This is a genomic window from Vibrio sp. R12-SW3-ISO1, from assembly GCF_059834005.1.
Map to the genome: position 1 here is coordinate 31,123 of NZ_JCBDGK010000044.1, position 18,101 is coordinate 49,223.

An 18,101-nucleotide genomic window follows, 5' to 3' on the forward strand; every position below is an offset into this window, starting at 1 on the left:
TCGAGAGGAAAGTCACCGAGCAGAGCGACGTGTCTGTTTTTAGAAACAGTATTTGTAAATGGCTTTTGACAGTACATCGATGGTCGGATCGATAAAATCGAAGGCGAGGAATTCATCGGGCTGGTGGGCTTGGTCAATCGAGCCGGGGCCAAGCACCAAGGTCGGACATAACTGCTGCAAAAACGGCGCTTCGGTGCAGTAGTTGACCGTTTCAGCGTCCATGCCACAAATGGACTCCATACCACCAATAAACGGGTGATCATGTTGACACTCATAACCCGGGATCGGCTCATGCAGCGGCGTGATTTCAATTCGGCCGGGCCATTTGGCTTCGACGTCTTTCAGTGCGCCGCGCAGCATGTTGTCGAGGCCATCCAAACTGATACCGGGCAGCGGTCTCACGTCATAATGCAGCTCGCAGCAGCCACAGATGCGATTGGCGCTGTCGCCGCCGTGGATGTGACCCAAATTGAGAGTCGGGCTCGGAATCGCAAACCCTGGGTGATGATACTCTTTGATCAGTTTGTCGCGCAGTTGCATTAGCGCGTACAACACTTCATGCATGATCTCGATGGCGTTGACACCAAGCGCAGGGTCGGAAGAGTGGCCCGATTTACCGGTCACGCGCACGGCATTGGCGACGTGCCCTTTGTGGCCACGAATAGGCACTAAACTGGTTGGCTCGCCAATGATGCAGTAGTCCGGTTTAAACGGGGCGTGTTCAGTGAAATGACGAGCGCCGAGCATGGTCGTCTCTTCATCGCATGTGGCTAAGATGTAGAGCGGTTTGCTTTGTTTGCTCCAGTCGACCTTTTTTACCGCTTCAATAATAAAGGCAAAAAAGCCTTTCATATCGGCTGTACCTAAGCCGTAGAAACGGTTGTTGTCTTCTGTTAGGGCGTGAGGGTTGTAGTTCCAGCGTCCTTCATCAAATGGCACCGTATCGCTGTGTCCGGCCAGCAATAAGCCGCCTTCTCCTGAGCCTTTCTTTGCCATCAGGTTGAACTTGCCCGGTTCGACTTGCGTGACTTCGACCTGAAAGCCGATGTCTTTGAGCCAGTCTGCGAGCTTTTCAATGACTTGCTGATTGCCTTCATCCCAGCGTGGGTCAGTCGAGCTGATGGATGAGGTAGAAATAAGGCCGCGGTAGACCTCGATAAAGCTAGGTAATTGCATATTTAGTTCGCATTCCCTGTTGACATAATTCTATTAAGAAGGTAAAACACATAATAAATCACTTTTAATGAATAAAAAACCGTTAAAAGCTAAAGTTTGTAAATTTATAGTCACTCTTTGGGTGGCGTTTTTAACCCAATTATGGATGTCGAGATGCTAAAAACCACAATCATCGGTGCCAGCGGCTACACAGGCGCAGAATTGGCGCTCATGGTGCAAAAACACCCAGAGCTTACGCTAGCAGGTTTATATGTGTCCGCCAATAGCGTCGATGCAGGTAAGAGCATTGCGACACTGCACCCCAAGTTACAAGGTTTAGTGACCGAGCCAGTGCAGCCGCTCGTTGACGTGGCAAAGGTTGGCAAAGAGAGCGACGTGGTTTTTCTTGCGACTGCCCATGAAGTCAGCCACGATTTAGCCGCGCCATTGCTTGAGCAAGGCTGCCAGGTGTTTGATCTCTCGGGCGCTTTTCGGGTCAAAAAAGAGGGCTTCTACAGTGAGTTCTATGGTTTTGAGCACCAGTTCGAACAGCTGCTAGAAAATGCCACCTATGGTCTTGCCGAGTGGAATGAGCCAGGCATTAAACAGAGCCAGCTTATTGCGGTGCCGGGTTGTTATCCCACTGCGTCACAACTTGCCATCAAGCCACTATTGCAATCTGGGTTAGTTGATACAACTCAGTGGCCAGTCATCAATGCGACAAGTGGTGTGTCGGGCGCGGGGCGCAAAGCCTCACTGACGAACAGCTTTTGTGAAGTGAGTCTTCAGCCTTATGGCGTGTTTACTCACCGCCACCAACCGGAAATTGCCACGCATCTGGGGTGCGATGTGATCTTCACCCCTCACCTGGGCAATTTTAAACGTGGGATTTTGGCGACCATCACTATGAAGCTAGCGTCTGGTGTGACGGCTGAGCAAGTAGCACAAGCGTTTACTAACGCCTATCAGAACAAACCGGCCGTTCGTCTGCACACGACGACACTGCCTTCGATTCAGAACGTCGAAAACACGCCTTTCTGCGATATTGGCTGGAAGGTTCAGGGCGAGCACATCATTGTCGTATCGGCGATTGATAACTTGCTCAAAGGCGCATCGAGTCAAGCGATGCAATGTTTAAACATCCACTACGGATATCCCGAGTTAACTGCCCTTGTATAGTCTCAATCGTCAAGGTTGAAACTGAGTCATCAAGCGGTAGAGGTAAGAGTAATGACAGAGAACAATCAAACGCCATTAGTGATCAAATTAGGCGGTGCGGCACTTTCTTGCACCGAGACGCTCAGCCAAGTGTTTGGCGCCATCGCTAATTACCAAACTCAGGCGCAGCGACGAATTGTGATCGTCCACGGCGGCGGATACTTAGTGGACGATCTTATGGCCAAGCTCAATCTTGAAACGGTCAAAAAACAGGGTCTACGTGTGACGCCTTATGACCAAATTCCTGTCATTGCGGGTGCATTGGCTGGTACGGCCAACAAGCTACTGCAAGGGCAAGCGATTAAAGATGGCCTGAATGCAGTAGGGTTGAGCTTAGCCGATGGCGGTTTGTGTCAGGTTCAAGAGTTGGATCCGGAACTCGGCGCGGTAGGCAAAGCATCACCTGGCGATTCTACCGTGTTGCAAGCGATTTTGGCGACGGGCGCACTGCCGATCATTAGCTCGATTGGCTTGACGCAAGACGGCCAGTTGATGAACGTGAATGCCGACCAAGCGGCGGTCGCAGTGGCTGGCGCACTGGATGCAGAATTGGTGTTGTTGTCGGATGTGAGTGGTGTACTGGATGGTAAAGGCCACCTCATCAAAAGCTTAGATGAAGAGAAAGCACAAAGCCTGATCAAAGGCCAAGTGATCACCGATGGCATGATCGTGAAAGTCAACGCAGCGTTGGAAGCGGCGAATGACTTAGGCCGTCCGATTGAAGTAGCGACATGGCGCTACCCAGAAAAGCTCGTTGAGCTGTTCGCTGGGCAAAGCATCGGCACTCAGTTTTTACCTAAGCCATAAACACACAAAGAGATTTATGCAGTGACTTGTGGTCACTGCCAAACAAACACAGGGTGTCCGCTTGATTTGATGCAGGGCACCAAAGCAGTTTAATCACCCAGCGCTAGGGCCATACGCCGCGCTGGATGTTGGAGAGAATAAAATGAGCAAAGTACAAGTAAACAAAGTCGTCGTCGCCTACTCTGGTGGTCTTGATACCTCAGTGATCATCCCGTGGCTAAAAGAGAACTACGACTGTGAAGTGGTCGCGTTTGTCGCTGATGTCGGCCAAGGTGAAGAAGAGTTGGTTGGCATCGAAGAAAAAGCGAAAGCATCCGGTGCGTCTGAGTGTTACGTGGTCGATCTCAAAGAAGAGATGGTGGCAGAGTACATCTACCCAACGCTGAAAACCGGCGCATACTACGAAGGCAAGTACTTGCTCGGCACCTCAATGGCTCGTCCTATCATTGCCAAAGCGCAAGTTGAGATTGCACGTAAAGTCGGTGCAGATGCCTTGTGTCACGGCTGTACCGGTAAAGGTAACGACCAAGTGCGTTTCGAAGGCGCGTTTGCTGCGCTCGCCCCTGACTTGCAAGTGATTGCGCCGTGGCGTGAGTGGGACTTGGTCAGCCGTGAAGAGTGTCTGGATTACCTAGCTGAGCGCAACATCCCTTGTAGTGCGTCGCTGACTAAAATCTACTCGCGTGATGCTAACGCTTGGCACATCTCAACCGAAGGTGGTGTGCTAGAAGATACTTGGAATGCACCAAACGAAGATTGCTGGGTATGGACCGTTGACCCTGAGCAAGCGCCTAACGAAGCGGAATACGTCACCCTCAAAGTAGAAAAGGGCGAAGTGGTGGCGGTTGATGGTGAAACCATGACGCCATACAACGCACTGGTTTACCTCAATGAAAAAGGTGCGAAGCACGGTGTGGGTCGTATCGACATCGTTGAGAACCGTTTGGTTGGCATGAAGTCTCGCGGCTGTTACGAAACTCCGGGAGGCACCATCATGATGGAAGCGCTGCGCGCGGTTGAGCAACTGGTGTTGGATAAAGCGTCATTTGAGTTCCGCGAAGAGCTGGGCCTAAAAGCGTCACACCTTGTGTACGATGGTCGCTGGTTCACACCACTGTGTAAGTCTATCCTAGCGGCGTCTGAAGAGTTGGCGCAGGATGTCAATGGCGAGGTGGTTGTGAAGCTGTACAAAGGTCAAGCAACGGTAACGCAGAAGCGTTCGGACAACAGCCTCTACAGCGAAGAGTTTGCGACCTTTGGTGAAGATGAAGTGTACGACCAAAGCCACGCAGGCGGATTCATTCGTCTCTACTCACTATCGAGCCGTATCCGCGCTTTGAACAGTCAGAAAAAATCGTAATCGATCTTCCTGAACTGTCTTGTTATCTTACTCAAGCCCATCTGAAAAGATGGGCTTGTTTCGTTACAGGCGACAGAAAATAGTCATGAATAAATATGTAAAAATAATGAATTAATACTTTATTTTTGTCTGAATTTGCCGTAACGTTGACCCATCAAAAAAATACTGAATTCCATTCAGAGATTGTTTTAGCAAACGCGCTGTCAAACGCACAGTGAGCACTGGTAATCAGGAGAAACGCAATGGCATTATGGGGCGGAAGATTTACCCAAGCAGCAGATACAAGATTCAAAGAATTCAACGATTCATTGCGTTTTGATTACCGATTGGCAGAGCAAGATATCGTCGGCTCTATCGCGTGGTCGAAAGCGCTGCTTTCTGTCAATGTGTTGAGTGAAGAAGAGCAGCAGAAATTAGAGCTGGCGTTAAACGAGCTTAAGCTTGAAGTGATGGAAGACCCGCACCAAATCTTGCGTTCAGATGCGGAAGATATCCACTCTTGGGTAGAGCAGCAGCTGATCAGCAAAGTCGGCGATCTGGGTAAAAAACTGCACACGGGCCGTTCACGTAACGACCAAGTCGCCACTGACCTCAAACTCTGGTGTCGTCAGCAAGGCCAGCAACTGCTAATGGCGCTGGATCGTCTGCAAGCGCAAATGGTCTCTGTCGCCAAACAACATCAAGCCACCGTATTGCCGGGTTACACGCACCTGCAACGTGCGCAACCTGTCACATTTGCCCACTGGTGTTTAGCCTACGTGGAGATGTTTGAGCGCGACTACTCACGTCTGCATGATGCGATTGAACGTCTTGATACTTGCCCGCTGGGCTCCGGTGCGTTGGCGGGAACGGCTTACCCGATTGATCGTGAAGTGTTGGCGCATAATTTGGGCTTTCGCCGTGCCACGCGTAACTCCCTCGACTCAGTGTCTGACCGCGATCATGTGATGGAGCTGATGTCTGTCGCTTCTATTTCCATGCTGCACTTGTCGCGTCTGGCAGAAGATATGATTTTCTACAACTCAGGTGAATCCAATTTCATCGAGTTGGCTGATACCGTCACCTCCGGCTCATCTTTGATGCCGCAGAAGAAAAACCCTGATGCACTCGAATTGATTCGTGGCAAAACAGGGCGCGTCTATGGCTCGCTAGCCGGGATGATGATGACCGTCAAAGCCTTGCCTCTGGCTTACAACAAAGACATGCAAGAAGACAAAGAAGGTCTGTTTGATGCACTCGACACCTGGAACGATTGCATGGAAATGGCCGCACTCTGTTTTGATGGCATCAAAGTCAATGGTGAGCGTACCTTGGAAGCGGCGAAGCAAGGGTATGCAAACGCCACCGAATTGGCCGACTACTTGGTTGCCAAAGGCATTCCATTCCGTGAAGCGCACCACATTGTTGGCGTTGCTGTAGTGGGCGCGATTGAGAAAGGCTGCGCCCTTGAAGAGCTATCATTAGACGAGCTCAAAGCGTTCTCTGCGGTGATTGAGAACGATGTGTATGACATTCTCACCATCGAATCGTGTCTAGAGAAACGCAGTGCGCTTGGCGGTGTGTCACCGAAGCAAGTAGCGTACGCCGTTGAGCAGGCGGAAGGCCGTTTAATTAAGCGCGACAACAACACCGTTAATGTGCGCCCTGCCCGTTTGACTGACATTGAAGCGCTAGAAGGCATGGTGACCTACTGGGCGAACATGGGTGAAAACTTACCGCGCTCACGTAATGAACTGGTGAGAGACATCGGCTCGTTCGCGGTGGCGGAACATCATGGAGAAGTGACTGGCTGCGCCTCACTCTACGTCTACGATTCTGGTTTGGCCGAGATTCGCTCATTAGGGGTGGAAGCGGGCTGGCAAGGTCAGGGACAGGGCAGTGCGATTGTTCAGTACCTGGTAGAGAAAGCGCGCCAAATGGCAATCAAGAAAGTCTTTGTGCTGACGCGTACCCCAGAGTTCTTCATGAAGCAGAGCTTCTTGCCGACCTCGAAATCACTGTTACCAGAGAAAGTGCTCAAAGATTGCGAGCAGTGCCCGCGTCAGCATGCCTGTGATGAGGTCGCTCTAGAGGTGAATTTGGTCGAGCAGCCGATTGCCCGTGTCAACGTTGCGTAACTTATGTCTCTCAATCAAGAGGGCTCAATATAGACAACTTGATGGATGGCAGCTAAGCAAGGCGATATAAGCGGTTGAAACCCAAGGCGATAAAAAAGATCAAAAAAGATCGTTATCGTATGGGAACTTCTAAGAGAAAGTCCGGTCTATTAAAGTACCACTGCTTTTTCTTAGAAGAATCTAAGAGAGCCCCAAGACTAAGATTGGTTTTGGGGCTTTTTTCTATCTAGCCCCCGCGCAGCCGGGCTGCGAGCTATCCATGACTCTCTTGATGAATGTCGCTAAGAGTGTATCGAAGAATACGTTCATGCCCAAAGTATCAAGATCAACGCTCCCACTGGATGTTCGCTATTTTTTATGGCGTTTCTGCCACGGGATAACAATGAACTTTACCCAAATATGAAGCGCTAATAAGCCATTAAAGGCAAACCCCGCCACCAGTAACGCGATGGATTCAATACTCTTCGGTTGCTCACGAAACAAGAACCACCACGCAACCCAACAGGCGACAGACAACACCGTGAGTTGATCCATGCAGCGCTGGCATCGGCCGATCTTTTTCCAAAACCAATGTTGATTGCAATAGGGGCAGGCCATCTGGGTCGCTCGAGCAGCAAGAGAAGCCAGATAATAAAAAAGCACCGGCCGTTTGGCTAGTGCTTTAGTGATAGTAAGTGAGTGAGAGGAAGTGATCCCCCGACCCACGTCTGGGCCGGGAGATCGAGGGCTCAGTGAATGATCAAGACTCTAAAGTGGCTAAGTAGTGATCCAACTCTTCGCTACCGCCGATGTGTTTACCGCCGATAAAAATTTGTGGCACTGTGGTTCGTCCAGTAATCGCGCGCAAGCTCACAGTGGTGGCGTCTTTGCCCAAGATCACCTCTTCGTATTGCAGATCATGGTCGATCAAAGCTTGTTTGGCTTTGACGCAAAACGGACAGCCGGGTTTGGTAAATACCGTGATGGACTCTTGCGTCTTATAGCTTGGCGCAACGTATTTAAGCATAGTGTCTGCGTCAGAGACTTTGAACGGGTCACCTGGCTCGTCTGGCTCGATGAACATTTTGTCAATCACGCCATCTTTGACCAACATGCTGTAGCGCCAAGAACGGTGACCAAAGCCAAGCTCTGATTTGTTGACCAACATGCCCATGCCTTGGGTGAATTCGCCGTTACCGTCTGGAATAAAGGTGATGTTGTCTGCCTCTTGGTCGTTTTTCCACGCGTTCATTACAAAGGTGTCGTTGACAGACAAGCAGACAATCTCATCGACGCCATGCTCTTGGAATACCGAGAACAGCTCGTTGTAGCGTGGCAGGTGACTTGAAGAACACGTTGGCGTAAAAGCGCCTGGCAAGCTAAACACAATCACGGTTTTATTGTGAAATAGTTCGTCAGTGGTGACGTTGACCCAGGTGTCGCCCTGACGGGTAGGAAACGTAACGTTTGGAACAGTCTGACCTTCTTTTGATACCAACATAGATGCCCTCTAATAATGTGGTTAGCAAGCCCATTCGGCTTGGTGTTCTCAATTTGTGGGTCCAGTATCGTAAAACTCCTTTGATAGCTCCAATCGTTTGATATAATTGTATCAATAGTTAAAATCTATAAAAAACTCATAGGAGAATCCCTGCGCATGAATATTCGAGATTTTGAGTATGTTGTTGCCTTGGCGGAACATAAACATTTTCGAAAAGCCGCCGAAGCGTGTTTTGTCAGTCAGCCGACCTTAAGTGGGCAGATCCGTAAGCTTGAAGATGAACTCGGCACTGTGTTGCTCGAGCGCAGCAGTCGCCGCGTGTTGTTTACCGATTCTGGCTTACAATTGGTCGAGCAAGCCAAGCGGATTCTCAGTGAAGTGAAAACCTTCAAGGATATGGCCAGCGGGCAAAGCGGCGCCATGACAGGTCCAATGCACATCGGTTTTATTCCCACCGTCGGCCCTTACATCTTGCCGAAAATCGTTCCGACGCTGAAAGAGCGTTTCCCTGAGCTTGAGCTGTTTCTTCATGAGGCACAAACTCAGCAGTTAGTGCGTCAGTTAGAAGAGGGCAAGTTGGACTGCTTGGTTTTGGCGTCAGTGGCAGAAACCGCACCGTTCAAAGAGATCCCCGTGTATGAAGAGCCGCTCAGTGTGGCGGTGCCGTGTGACCATGAGTGGGCAAAGCTGGAAGAGTTGGACATGTTGGAGCTCAATGGCAAGACGGTATTAGCGCTCGGTGATGGTCACTGTTTGCGTGACCAAGCACTCGGCTTTTGTTTCGCGGCCGGAGCCAAAGATGACGAGCGTTTTAAAGCCACCAGCCTCGAAACCCTGAGAAACATGGTGGCAGCCGGAGCCGGTATCACCTTACTGCCGCAGTTGTCTATTCCGCACGAAAAGCAAAAGGATGGCGTGTGTTACGTCAAGGCGGTCAATCCTGTGCCGTCACGGACGATAGTGGTGGCCTATCGCCCAGGCTCGCCACTAAGAGAGCGGTTTGAGCTGCTGGCGAAAACCATCAAAGAGAAGTTAGTCATCGACTAACACTCAGTACAAACTGAAAAGGGATGGCGCGCGCCATCCCTTTCTCTTCCTCTCTATCAAACCGATTAGAACAGCTCTTCTCCTTCACTGTTCGATGAGTAGATAGAGGGACCTAAATCTTCACTGACGTATTTGGTCGGCTCGGTTCCTTCGAGGAAATACTCGAACATCGCACTGGCATCAAAACGATTGGTCAGCAGACCAGAATCCCGGTCAATTCGCACACGCACAATGCTCTCAGGGATCGTTTTGTCCTGCTCTGGTACGCCATTCAATGCCACTTTCATAAAGTCCACCCATGCTGGCTGCGCGGTTTTCGCGCCTGACTCTGCGCCTGAGATCGGATTTTGCGCTAAGTTGGCGTTCGGCGTTGTGCGGCCGAGTGTACGGTTGTGGTCATCAAATCCAACCCAAGCAATCGCCACCATGCCCGGACCGTAGCCGTTATACCAGGTGTCTTTTGAGTCGTTGGTGGTACCGGTTTTGCCGCCCACATCGCGGCGCTCAAGTTGCTGGGCACGCCAACCGGTACCGTTCCAGCCGGTGCCTTCGCGCCAGTTACCGCCGCCCCAGATGTTGCTGTACATCATCTCGCGCATTAAAAATGCCGTCTGTTCGGAGATCACTTGCGGTGCGTATTGCACCGCATCGCTAATTGGCAACTCAACATCTTGCTCGTTGAAGTCGTTGATTGTCGCAGTGTTTGAATCAGTTTGAGGCGATGTACTCAGGGCCTCGCTATCACAGTCTGCACGGCAGACGATTTTCGGATTGGCGGCAAACTCGGGTTCACCAAACGGACCTTCTACCTTACTGATGTAGAAAGGTTCCACATAGTAACCACCGTTGGCAAACACGGAATAACCTTGAGCCATCTTAACCGGAGTTAAACTGCCGGCACCCAAGGCAATGGTTTCAGAGCGAGGCAGTTGATCGATATCAAAGCCAAAACGGGTCAAGTACTCGCGGGTCTCATCAAGACCGACTTCACGCAGCACGCGCACCGCCATTACGTTTTTCGATTGCGCCAGACCGATACGTAGGCGTGTCGGGCCGGTGTAGGTCGGCGGTGAGTTTTTCGGACGCCACGCCGTGCCTTGGCTGCGATCCCACTGGTTGATGGGGGCATCGTTGATCAAGCTGGCTAAGGTTAAGCCTTTGTCGATCGCCGCGGAATAGATGAAAGGTTTGATACTTGAGCCAACCTGACGAACCGACTGGGTCGCACGGTTAAACTTGTTATGGACGAAGTTAAAGCCACCGACCAGTGATAGGACTGCGCCGTTTTCAGGGTTCATGGCCACAAAGGCGGTATTGGCGTTAGGGACTTGGCTGAGCTGCCACATCGCGCTGTCATCGTCGACGGCGACCTGACGGACCCAAATTTGTTCGCCGATAGTCACGACATCACCGGCTTTACTCGGCGCGGGACCTTGACGCTCATCGGTCAAAAAGCGGCGTGCCCATTTAAGGCCGTCCCAGTTTAAGGTCTGCTCACCGCTGCCTTTCACCCATACGGTGGCTTGCTTCGCCGCCACATCCAATACCACGGCGGGAGTTAATTGGCCGTAGGTCGGCACCTTGTTTAATGCCTCTTCGATAGCTTGAGTGGACAATGGCGCCGCGCTGGGTTTCCACAACACGGTTTCTGCCCCGCGGTAACCGTGACGCTCGTCATAAGCGAGTAGGTTATTGATGGCCGAGTCATTGGCGGCGGCTTGCAGTTTAGAATCTACGGTTGTGTAGACATTCATCCCCGAGGTGTAGGCGTCTTCACCGTAGCGAGCCACCATCCAGGCGCGCGCCAGTTCCGCCACATACGGAGCGCTCAATTCGATATCGGCGCTGTGGTAGCGTGCCACGATCGGCTCTTCTCTCGCTTGGTCGTACTCTTGCTGCGTAATGTAGTTTTCGCTCAGCATACGGCCAAGAACCACGTTACGACGATTCGTCGCACGTTCAAGAGAGTAGATAGGGTTCATCGTCGATGGGGCTTTAGGCATCCCCGCCAACGTCGCGAGCTCGCTCAGCGTGAGCTGCTGAAGATCTTTGCCAAAATAGACCTGCGCTGCGGCGCCAAAGCCGTAAGAGCGGTAGCCCAAGAAGATCTTATTGACATAGAGCTCCATGATCTCTTGTTTGGATAGCAGCTGCTCGATGTGAATCGCGATAAAAATCTCTTTGATTTTACGCATGATCTTCTTCTCATTAGAGAGGAAGAAGTTACGCGCCAACTGCTGAGTAATGGTACTCGCCCCTTGTTTGGCCGAACCAGACATGGCCACCACGACCGCCGCTCGGGTAATACCGATCGGGTCGATACCTGGGTGATCGTAAAAGCGACTGTCTTCAGTGGCGATCAGTGCCTCAATCAAATGTTGAGGGATGTCGTCATAGCTGACCGGAATGCGGCGCTTCTCACCGAACTGAGAAATCAGTTTGCCGTCTTGGCTGAACACCTGCATCGGTGTTTGCAGTTCCACATCTCGAAGAGTGGCGACGTCGGGGAGGTCCGGTTTGACATAAAAATAGAAACCGAAAATTGTACCGACTCCAAGAATCATGCAAACCAATGTAAAAATGAATAATCGCTTTATGAACTTCACCGGAGAATTCCTGAAATTATAGGTCGCTAATATGCAAACCCTTGTACTGTAAGCTGAAACTTTAGCTCATGCTTTTTCTTAGTGCTTATTAAACCATCAATTCAGTAAGCGCGCGAGCTAAGCATTTCAATAGGGAGCAACGCGGTATGGGTAGAACATTGGTTACAGGCATAGACATCGGCCGTTACAGCATTAAAGCCGTGGTGCTCAAGCCTGTTAAAGACACATTCGCTTTGGTGGGTTATCACGAGATCCCCATTGAGGCGGACATATTCTCTGATAATCACCTGCTCAATTATCAGAAAATTGTAAAGAAACTCAAAGAACTAAGAAAGGGGTTGCCACTATTTAGTCGCAAGGCCGCTTTGTGTGTGCCCGACAACGCAGTAATTAGCAAGGTATTACAAATAGATAGCGAACTTTCCGGTTCTGAAAGAGAGTTCGCCATCTTTCAGGCCTTTTCTCATCAATCGCCATTTCCAGTCGAAGAGCTGAATTTAGACTTTGTTGCGATAAACCCGCAAGCTCAGCGCCATGCCACCGCCAGTTACCAAGTGTTTGCGACCCGCAAAGAGTTGGTCGATAGCCGTGTTGACGCCACCAGCAAAGCAGGCTTTGAGCCGGTGCTACTTGATGTGCAAGCCTACGGTTTGACGCAAATATGGCACGAGGCTGCGCGTATTCAGCAGCGCAAAAACTGGCTGCTGCTCGATGTCGGTTTTACTCAGGCCTCAGTGTGCATTGATGTATGGGACAAACCGCCCTTGTGCAAAGAGTTCCCTGTTGGCACACAAAGTGTGATTCATCACCCGAGCGAGTCCCTTGAAAGCGGTGAGCAACGTTTTGTCCGAGAGGTAATGGATAAGTTGCAGCGCCACATTCAACTGGTCTCGTCGATGAGCAATCGGGAGATTGAGGGCGTCTGGCTTACCGGTGGTGCGGCGTGCGACCCTCAATTGCAGGTGCTGTTGCAAGATGCGGTGGTAAACCGTTTACAGCTCAAGTTTGAATCGCTCGATCCTTTGGCGTTATTTCAAGGCGCGAGCAAAGTTCAAGGCGCGAGCAAAGGCAACAAGAAGCCGGGCTTTGCCTTTGCCACCGCTGCGGGACTGGCACTAAGAGGCCTTCAGTGGATGGAGAATCGCCATGCTGCATAGTCTCAATTTGTTGCCTTGGCGAGAGGCGCTCAAGGCGCGTCATCGACGCCGATTTTTCTCGCTGGTTGTGCTCGGCGTGCTTCTCGCTAGCGGTGTCCAATGGGGCGCGGGGGCGTATCTCGACTATCAAAAAGGGTTGCAGCAGCAGAGGTTGGATTACCTCAATCGCTACATTGCGAGCCTCGACAAGCAAATTGACAACCTAAAACAAGTGGAAAAAGAGCACTCAGCGTTATTGACCCGACTTTCGGTGGTTGAGGAGTTGCAACAGCAGCGCAATAAAACCACCGATTTCATGAACCTCATCCCTGCGATGATCCCGCAAGGTGTGTATGTCGACAAGATCAAGATGAATGGTCAGCAACTAGAGGTGTCAGGCATCAGTGATACCACCTCGCGACTGGCGACCATGCTCGATAATTTAGAAAAGTCTTCTCAACTCAGTAACGTGGAAATGCACTCGATTGTGCTGGGTAAACAACGCTTTGGTAAACAGTTTCAGACTTTTCACGTCTCGTTTTCTCTGCTCAATCAAGATGACGCGAATCGACAAGGAGCGCAGTGATGGCCAGTTACACCGATTTGGATTTTGAAGAGTTACCCGAATGGCCGTTGTTGCCGCAATTGGGCGTCATTGCAGTCTTGATTTTGTTGCTGCAGGGAGTGGGGTACTGGTTTTACTTGAAACCGAGTAACGAGCAGTTGCAACGGCAAATCGACAAGGAGCAAGTGCTCAAAACCACGGCCACCATCAAGGCGAACAAAGTGGCGGCGCTGCCGCAGTTAAAAGCGCAGTTGGATGAGCTTTCACAGCGCTACGACTATTTATCACGCCAACTGCCGGTACAGAAAGAGCTGGCGAGCATGTTGGCTGCCGTCAATGAGCAAGGGTTGAAGCACTCACTCACCTTTACTCGCATCGATTGGGGTGAAAAGCAAAACAAAGAGTTTCTCTACCGCTTGCCGCTCAATATCGAACTGACGGGCGATTACCACAATATTGGCCAGTTCTCACAGGCGATCGCGCAGTTACCGCGCATCATCAACTTTGATGATGTCGATTGGCAGCGGGTCAGCCAAGAGAGCAGTACGCTGCACTTTCGTGTGCGTGCCTACACCTACCAATTTAAACCGGAGGTGAAAGATGAGCAATAATCGCCGTCTCTCATACTCGTCATGGGGAGCGCTGTTGGGCTGCGTTTTGTTACTCGTCGGATGTAAAGCCAATCAAGCGCCGTTGGATCAATTTCGTCAGCAGATCGAGTCAAGCGCGCGTCATCAAGTGGCCTCGCTGGCACCGGTACTTGAGTTCAAGGCCAGTGCCTATCAAGCGCACGATCTGAGAGAGCCTTTTGTCCTGCCTAAAGTGGCCATTGCGATGAACCAACCCGTCGCCAAGGTGGATTGTTGGCAGCCCGATCCTCGGCGCAAAAGTGGTCGTTTGGAGCGTTACCCCATTAGCAAACTGCGTCTGACCGGTGTGATGAGCAGTCAAGGCGCGATTTCTGCGCTGATTCAGGTGCCGACGGGCGAAGTGATTAAAGCGACGCGCGGCCAATACATTGGCGTCAACAACGGAAAAATAACCAAAGTAACCCAGAGTTACCTAACGATAAATGAGACTTTGCCAGATGGCTTAGGTTGCTGGAATACCCGCAACGTCAAACTGGCGCTTAAATAGATGTTAATAATTGAGATGAAATCATGGTGAAAGGATTCCTCCCCCCAAGAAAACACACGCGGGTTACCTGTGGCTTAATGGCCTTATGGTTGCTTGTCTTTAGCAGCGCCGTATTGGCGACGAGCAATGAACCCAACCGTCTGGTGGACATCGACTTTCGAGTGGATAAACAGCAACACGCCAAAATCATTGTGCAGTTGCAAAGCCCTAAGGTCGCGGTGGATTTACAAAAAGCGCAAGAGGGGCTGAGCATTGAGCTGCTCAATACCCAGGTGCCTGATGACAAGCTGTATGTACTCGATGTCAAAGACTTTTCCACCCAGGTGAAGTCAATCGAAGTGTTTCGTAAACAGCCAAGCACGCTATTGATTGCCGATATCGAAGGTGAGTACAGCTACGACTACAGCCTCAATGGCAGTTACCTTGAGGTCTTAGTCAAAAAAGTGAGCAAAGAGGAGGCGGCAAAACCGGTCAACATCATGGAAAAGGAAGGCAAAACCATTTCGATTAACTTCCAAGATATTCCGGTGCGCAACGTTTTGCAGCTCATTGCCGATTACAACCAGTTCAACTTGGTGGTGTCCGACTCCGTCAAAGGTAACTTAACTTTGCGCCTTGATGGTGTACCTTGGCAGCAGGTGCTCGACATCATCTTACAAGTGAAAGGGCTCGATAAGCGCGTGGATGGCAATGTGGTGCTGGTGGCGCCTAAAGCCGAGTTAGATATGCGGGAAAAAGAGGCGTTAGAAAAAGCGCGCTTAGAGGCGGAGCTTGGCGAACTTAGCTCGGAGATCATCAAAGTGAAGTTTGCCAAAGCGTCGGACATTGCCGATATGATTGGCGGCGAGAGTGCAATGAGCATGCTCTCAGAGCGAGGTTCACTCAGTATTGATGAGCGAACTAACGCCTTACTGATCCGTGATTTAAAAGAGAACATCGATGTGGTGCGAGAAATAGTGGAATCGCTCGATGTGCCCGTCAAGCAAGTGCAAATTGAAGCGCGGATTGTGACCGTTAACGAGGGTAACCTGGATGAGCTTGGCGTGCGTTGGGGCTTTACCTCGACCAATGGCAATAATACCGTGGGTGGAAGCATTGAGAGCAACTTGTACCAGCGAGGCTTGCTTGATCAAGATACGCTGCCCGTGGATGACTTTTTGAACGTCAACTTAGGGGCAACGGCGGCCAATGCCTCGTCAATCGCGTTTCAAGTCGCCAAATTGGGCTCAGGAACGCTGCTCGATCTCGAGTTATCTGCCATGCAGAGTGAATCGAAAGCGGAGGTGATCTCCAGCCCTCGTTTGATCACCACCAATAAAAAGCCCGCCTATATCGAGCAAGGAACGGAAATTCCCTATCTTGAGTCTTCTTCGAGTGGTGCCACCAGTGTGACCTTCAAAAAGGCGGTACTAAGTTTGAAAGTCACGCCACAAATTACGCCAGACAACCGCTTGGTGTTGGATTTGAGTGTCACGCAAGATAGGCCGGGTCAAGTGGTGAAAACCGGCACGGGTGAGGCAGTGGCGATCGATACGCAGCGCATCGGTACACAAGTGCTGGTGGAGAACGGCGAAACGGTCGTGCTGGGCGGCATTTTTCAACATAGTGTGACGGATTCTGTCGATAAGGTGCCGTTATTGGGGGATTTACCTCTACTTGGGGCGCTATTTAAGCGAAGTTACCAGAAAATGGGCAAAAGTGAGCTGCTGATCTTTGTCACGCCTAAGGTCGTCTTGCAATAAGATGAGGCGTTATTATTAAGCTTAAGTAAAAATAGTTTGCATTAGTGGCACCAGATCTAGATAATTTCGGGTCTTATCACGAATTATCTGTGAGGAATCGGTGCCACAAGCACTTTCTTGGCAAGTTTTATACTGGCCTCTCTTGTGGCGATGTCATTGAATTAACGTTGTAAATTACTGCTAAACATGGCTGAAAAACGCAATATTTTCCTTGTTGGCCCAATGGGCGCCGGCAAAAGCACCATTGGTCGTCATCTCGCTCAACAACTTCATATGGAGTTTGTTGATTCTGACACTGAAATTGAAGAGCGCACTGGCGCAGATATCGCATGGGTATTTGACGTTGAAGGTGAAGACGGTTTCCGAGCGCGCGAAGAAAAAGTGATCGAAGACCTAACTCAAGAACAAGGTATTGTTCTGGCAACCGGTGGTGGCTCAATTAAGAGCAAAGAAAACCGTAATCGTCTCTCTGCACGTGGCATTGTTGTTTACCTAGAAACAACGATCGAAAAACAGCTTGCCCGTACAAACCGTGACAAAAAACGTCCGCTGCTTCAAACGGACAAACCACGTGAAGTTCTTGAAGCTTTGGCCGCGGAACGTAACCCACTTTATGAAGAAATTGCGGATTACACGGTCCGTACTGACGATCAAAGTGCAAAAGTGGTAGCCAACCAGATCGTAAAAATGCTAGAAGAAGGTTAACAGCCACTCTTTATTCGCATTTGGAGATTCCCATGGAACGGATTACGGTCAGCTTAGGCGAACGTAGCTATCCCATTTCGATTGGTGCCGGATTGTTTCGCGATCCGGCCCAACTTTCCCTTCTTAAAGCTAAGCAAAAAGTCGTGGTGATTACGAATGTCACCGTTGAACCTCTTTATGCTGAGACTCTCTTAGTCCAACTGGCCGAGCTCGATTGCGACGCGTCAGTGTTGGCACTGCCTGATGGCGAACAATACAAATCGCTAGAGACATTCAACACCGTCATGACCTACCTACTGGAAGGCAACACTGCGCGCGATGTGGTGCTCATTGCCCTCGGCGGCGGGGTGATCGGTGATTTGGTTGGCTTTGTGGCGGCCTGTTATCAGCGCGGGGTGGATTTCATTCAGATCCCGACAACCTTGCTTTCTCAAGTCGACTCATCGGTGGGCGGAAAAACCGCCGTTAACCACAAGCTTGGCAAGAATATGATCGGCGCATTCTACCAGCCTAAAGCGGTGATCATTGACACCGACTGTTTGGCATCCTTGCCCGAGCGAGAGTTTGCCGCGGGTATGGCGGAAGTGATCAAATACGGCATCATCTACGATCACGATTTCTTTGTCTGGTTGGAAGATAACCTCGATGCGTTGTACGCGTTAGATAAACAAGCACTCACTTACGCCATTGCGCGTTGCTGCCAAATCAAAGCGGAAGTGGTGGCGCAAGATGAGAAAGAATCTGGAATTCGCGCGTTGTTGAATCTAGGTCATACATTTGGTCATGCGATTGAGGCTGAGTTAGGGTATGGTAATTGGCTCCACGGTGAAGCGGTCTCTTCGGGTACCGTGATGGCTGCAAAAACCGCTCAGCTTCAAGGGCTTATTGATGAGCAGCAAGTGAAGAGAATTGTCTCTATACTAAAAAGAGCCAAGCTGCCAATCCACACACCAGACAGCATGTCATTTGATGACTTTATCAAACACATGATGCGCGATAAGAAAGTGCTTTCTGGTGAATTGAGAT

16 protein-coding genes are annotated in these 18,101 nt (G+C 50.5%); 12 read left to right on the forward strand and 4 right to left on the reverse strand.

Annotation, left to right across the window (positions count from 1 at the left end; genetic code table 11):
• Window positions 1-39 precede the first annotated feature (39 nt).
• A complete protein-coding gene (gene argE / locus AC6R0R_RS13495) occupies window positions 40-1,176 on the reverse strand; it encodes an acetylornithine deacetylase (protein ID WP_500627050.1) in 1,137 nt (378 codons plus the stop codon).
• Window positions 1,177-1,329: 153 nt separating this feature from the next.
• Between argE and argC the strand changes: the two genes are divergently transcribed.
• The 4 genes from argC to argH all read left to right on the forward strand — a co-directional run bounded on the left by argC (window position 1,330) and on the right by argH (window position 6,657).
• On the forward strand, window positions 1,330-2,334 hold the full coding sequence (argC, locus tag AC6R0R_RS13500; RefSeq protein WP_487902576.1) for an N-acetyl-gamma-glutamyl-phosphate reductase: 1,005 nt from the start codon (window positions 1,330-1,332) through the stop codon (window positions 2,332-2,334).
• 51 nt (window positions 2,335-2,385) lie between these two features.
• Window positions 2,386-3,180, forward strand: coding sequence for an acetylglutamate kinase (argB, locus tag AC6R0R_RS13505; RefSeq protein ID WP_334555660.1), 795 nt, complete (start codon window positions 2,386-2,388; stop codon window positions 3,178-3,180).
• A 142-nt stretch (window positions 3,181-3,322) separates the two neighbouring features.
• On the forward strand, window positions 3,323-4,540 hold the full coding sequence (locus AC6R0R_RS13510; protein WP_334555659.1) for an argininosuccinate synthase: 1,218 nt from the start codon (window positions 3,323-3,325) through the stop codon (window positions 4,538-4,540).
• Window positions 4,541-4,782: 242 nt separating this feature from the next.
• Window positions 4,783-6,657: an argininosuccinate lyase gene (gene argH / locus AC6R0R_RS13515; RefSeq protein WP_500627051.1), complete on the forward strand. Its 1,875-nt coding sequence runs from the start codon at window positions 4,783-4,785 to the stop codon at window positions 6,655-6,657.
• Window positions 6,658-7,005: 348 nt separating this feature from the next.
• Here the strand turns inward: argH and AC6R0R_RS13520 are convergent, their stop codons facing one another.
• Complete coding sequence (locus AC6R0R_RS13520) at window positions 7,006-7,254, reverse strand: DUF3624 domain-containing protein (protein WP_500627052.1); 249 nt, start codon at window positions 7,252-7,254, stop codon at window positions 7,006-7,008.
• 142 nt (window positions 7,255-7,396) lie between these two features.
• The gene (locus AC6R0R_RS13525; RefSeq protein WP_500627053.1) at window positions 7,397-8,137 is read right to left on the reverse strand and encodes a glutathione peroxidase; all 741 of its coding nucleotides are present in this window, start codon (window positions 8,135-8,137) and stop codon (window positions 7,397-7,399) included.
• A gap of 156 nt (window positions 8,138-8,293) precedes the next feature.
• Here AC6R0R_RS13525 and oxyR point away from each other — a divergent pair, with 156 nt between their 5' ends.
• On the forward strand, window positions 8,294-9,184 hold the full coding sequence (gene oxyR, locus AC6R0R_RS13530) for a DNA-binding transcriptional regulator OxyR (protein WP_334555655.1): 891 nt from the start codon (window positions 8,294-8,296) through the stop codon (window positions 9,182-9,184).
• A gap of 65 nt (window positions 9,185-9,249) precedes the next feature.
• On the opposite strand, the gene AC6R0R_RS13535 is transcribed toward oxyR, so the two are convergent.
• Window positions 9,250-11,790 (reverse strand): penicillin-binding protein 1A, encoded by a 2,541-nt coding sequence (locus AC6R0R_RS13535; RefSeq protein ID WP_500627054.1) that lies wholly within the window; start codon window positions 11,788-11,790, stop codon window positions 9,250-9,252.
• A gap of 146 nt (window positions 11,791-11,936) precedes the next feature.
• Here AC6R0R_RS13535 and pilM point away from each other — a divergent pair, with 146 nt between their 5' ends.
• The 7 genes from pilM to aroB all read left to right on the forward strand — a co-directional run.
• Window positions 11,937-12,947, forward strand: a complete 1,011-nt coding sequence (gene pilM / locus AC6R0R_RS13540; RefSeq protein ID WP_500627055.1) for a type IV pilus assembly protein PilM — start codon at window positions 11,937-11,939, stop codon at window positions 12,945-12,947.
• Window positions 12,937-13,512 carry a PilN domain-containing protein gene (locus AC6R0R_RS13545; protein ID WP_500627056.1) on the forward strand — a complete coding sequence of 192 codons (576 nt, stop codon included), beginning with the start codon at window positions 12,937-12,939 and terminating at the stop codon, window positions 13,510-13,512. The genes pilM and AC6R0R_RS13545 overlap by 11 nt, the downstream gene beginning before the upstream one ends.
• Complete coding sequence (locus AC6R0R_RS13550; protein ID WP_334555651.1) at window positions 13,512-14,102, forward strand: type IV pilus inner membrane component PilO; 591 nt, start codon at window positions 13,512-13,514, stop codon at window positions 14,100-14,102. Before AC6R0R_RS13545 ends, AC6R0R_RS13550 begins: the two co-directional genes overlap by 1 nt.
• Window positions 14,092-14,628: a pilus assembly protein PilP gene (locus AC6R0R_RS13555; RefSeq protein ID WP_500627057.1), complete on the forward strand. Its 537-nt coding sequence runs from the start codon at window positions 14,092-14,094 to the stop codon at window positions 14,626-14,628. Before AC6R0R_RS13550 ends, AC6R0R_RS13555 begins: the two co-directional genes overlap by 11 nt.
• A gap of 77 nt (window positions 14,629-14,705) precedes the next feature.
• Complete coding sequence (locus AC6R0R_RS13560; protein ID WP_500627058.1) at window positions 14,706-16,370, forward strand: type IV pilus secretin PilQ; 1,665 nt, start codon at window positions 14,706-14,708, stop codon at window positions 16,368-16,370.
• Window positions 16,371-16,556: 186 nt separating this feature from the next.
• The gene (aroK, locus tag AC6R0R_RS13565; RefSeq protein ID WP_334555649.1) at window positions 16,557-17,075 is read left to right on the forward strand and encodes a shikimate kinase AroK; all 519 of its coding nucleotides are present in this window, start codon (window positions 16,557-16,559) and stop codon (window positions 17,073-17,075) included.
• Window positions 17,076-17,107: 32 nt separating this feature from the next.
• On the forward strand, window positions 17,108-18,101 hold a 994-nt coding region (aroB, locus tag AC6R0R_RS13570; RefSeq protein WP_500627059.1), incomplete at its 3' end, for a 3-dehydroquinate synthase.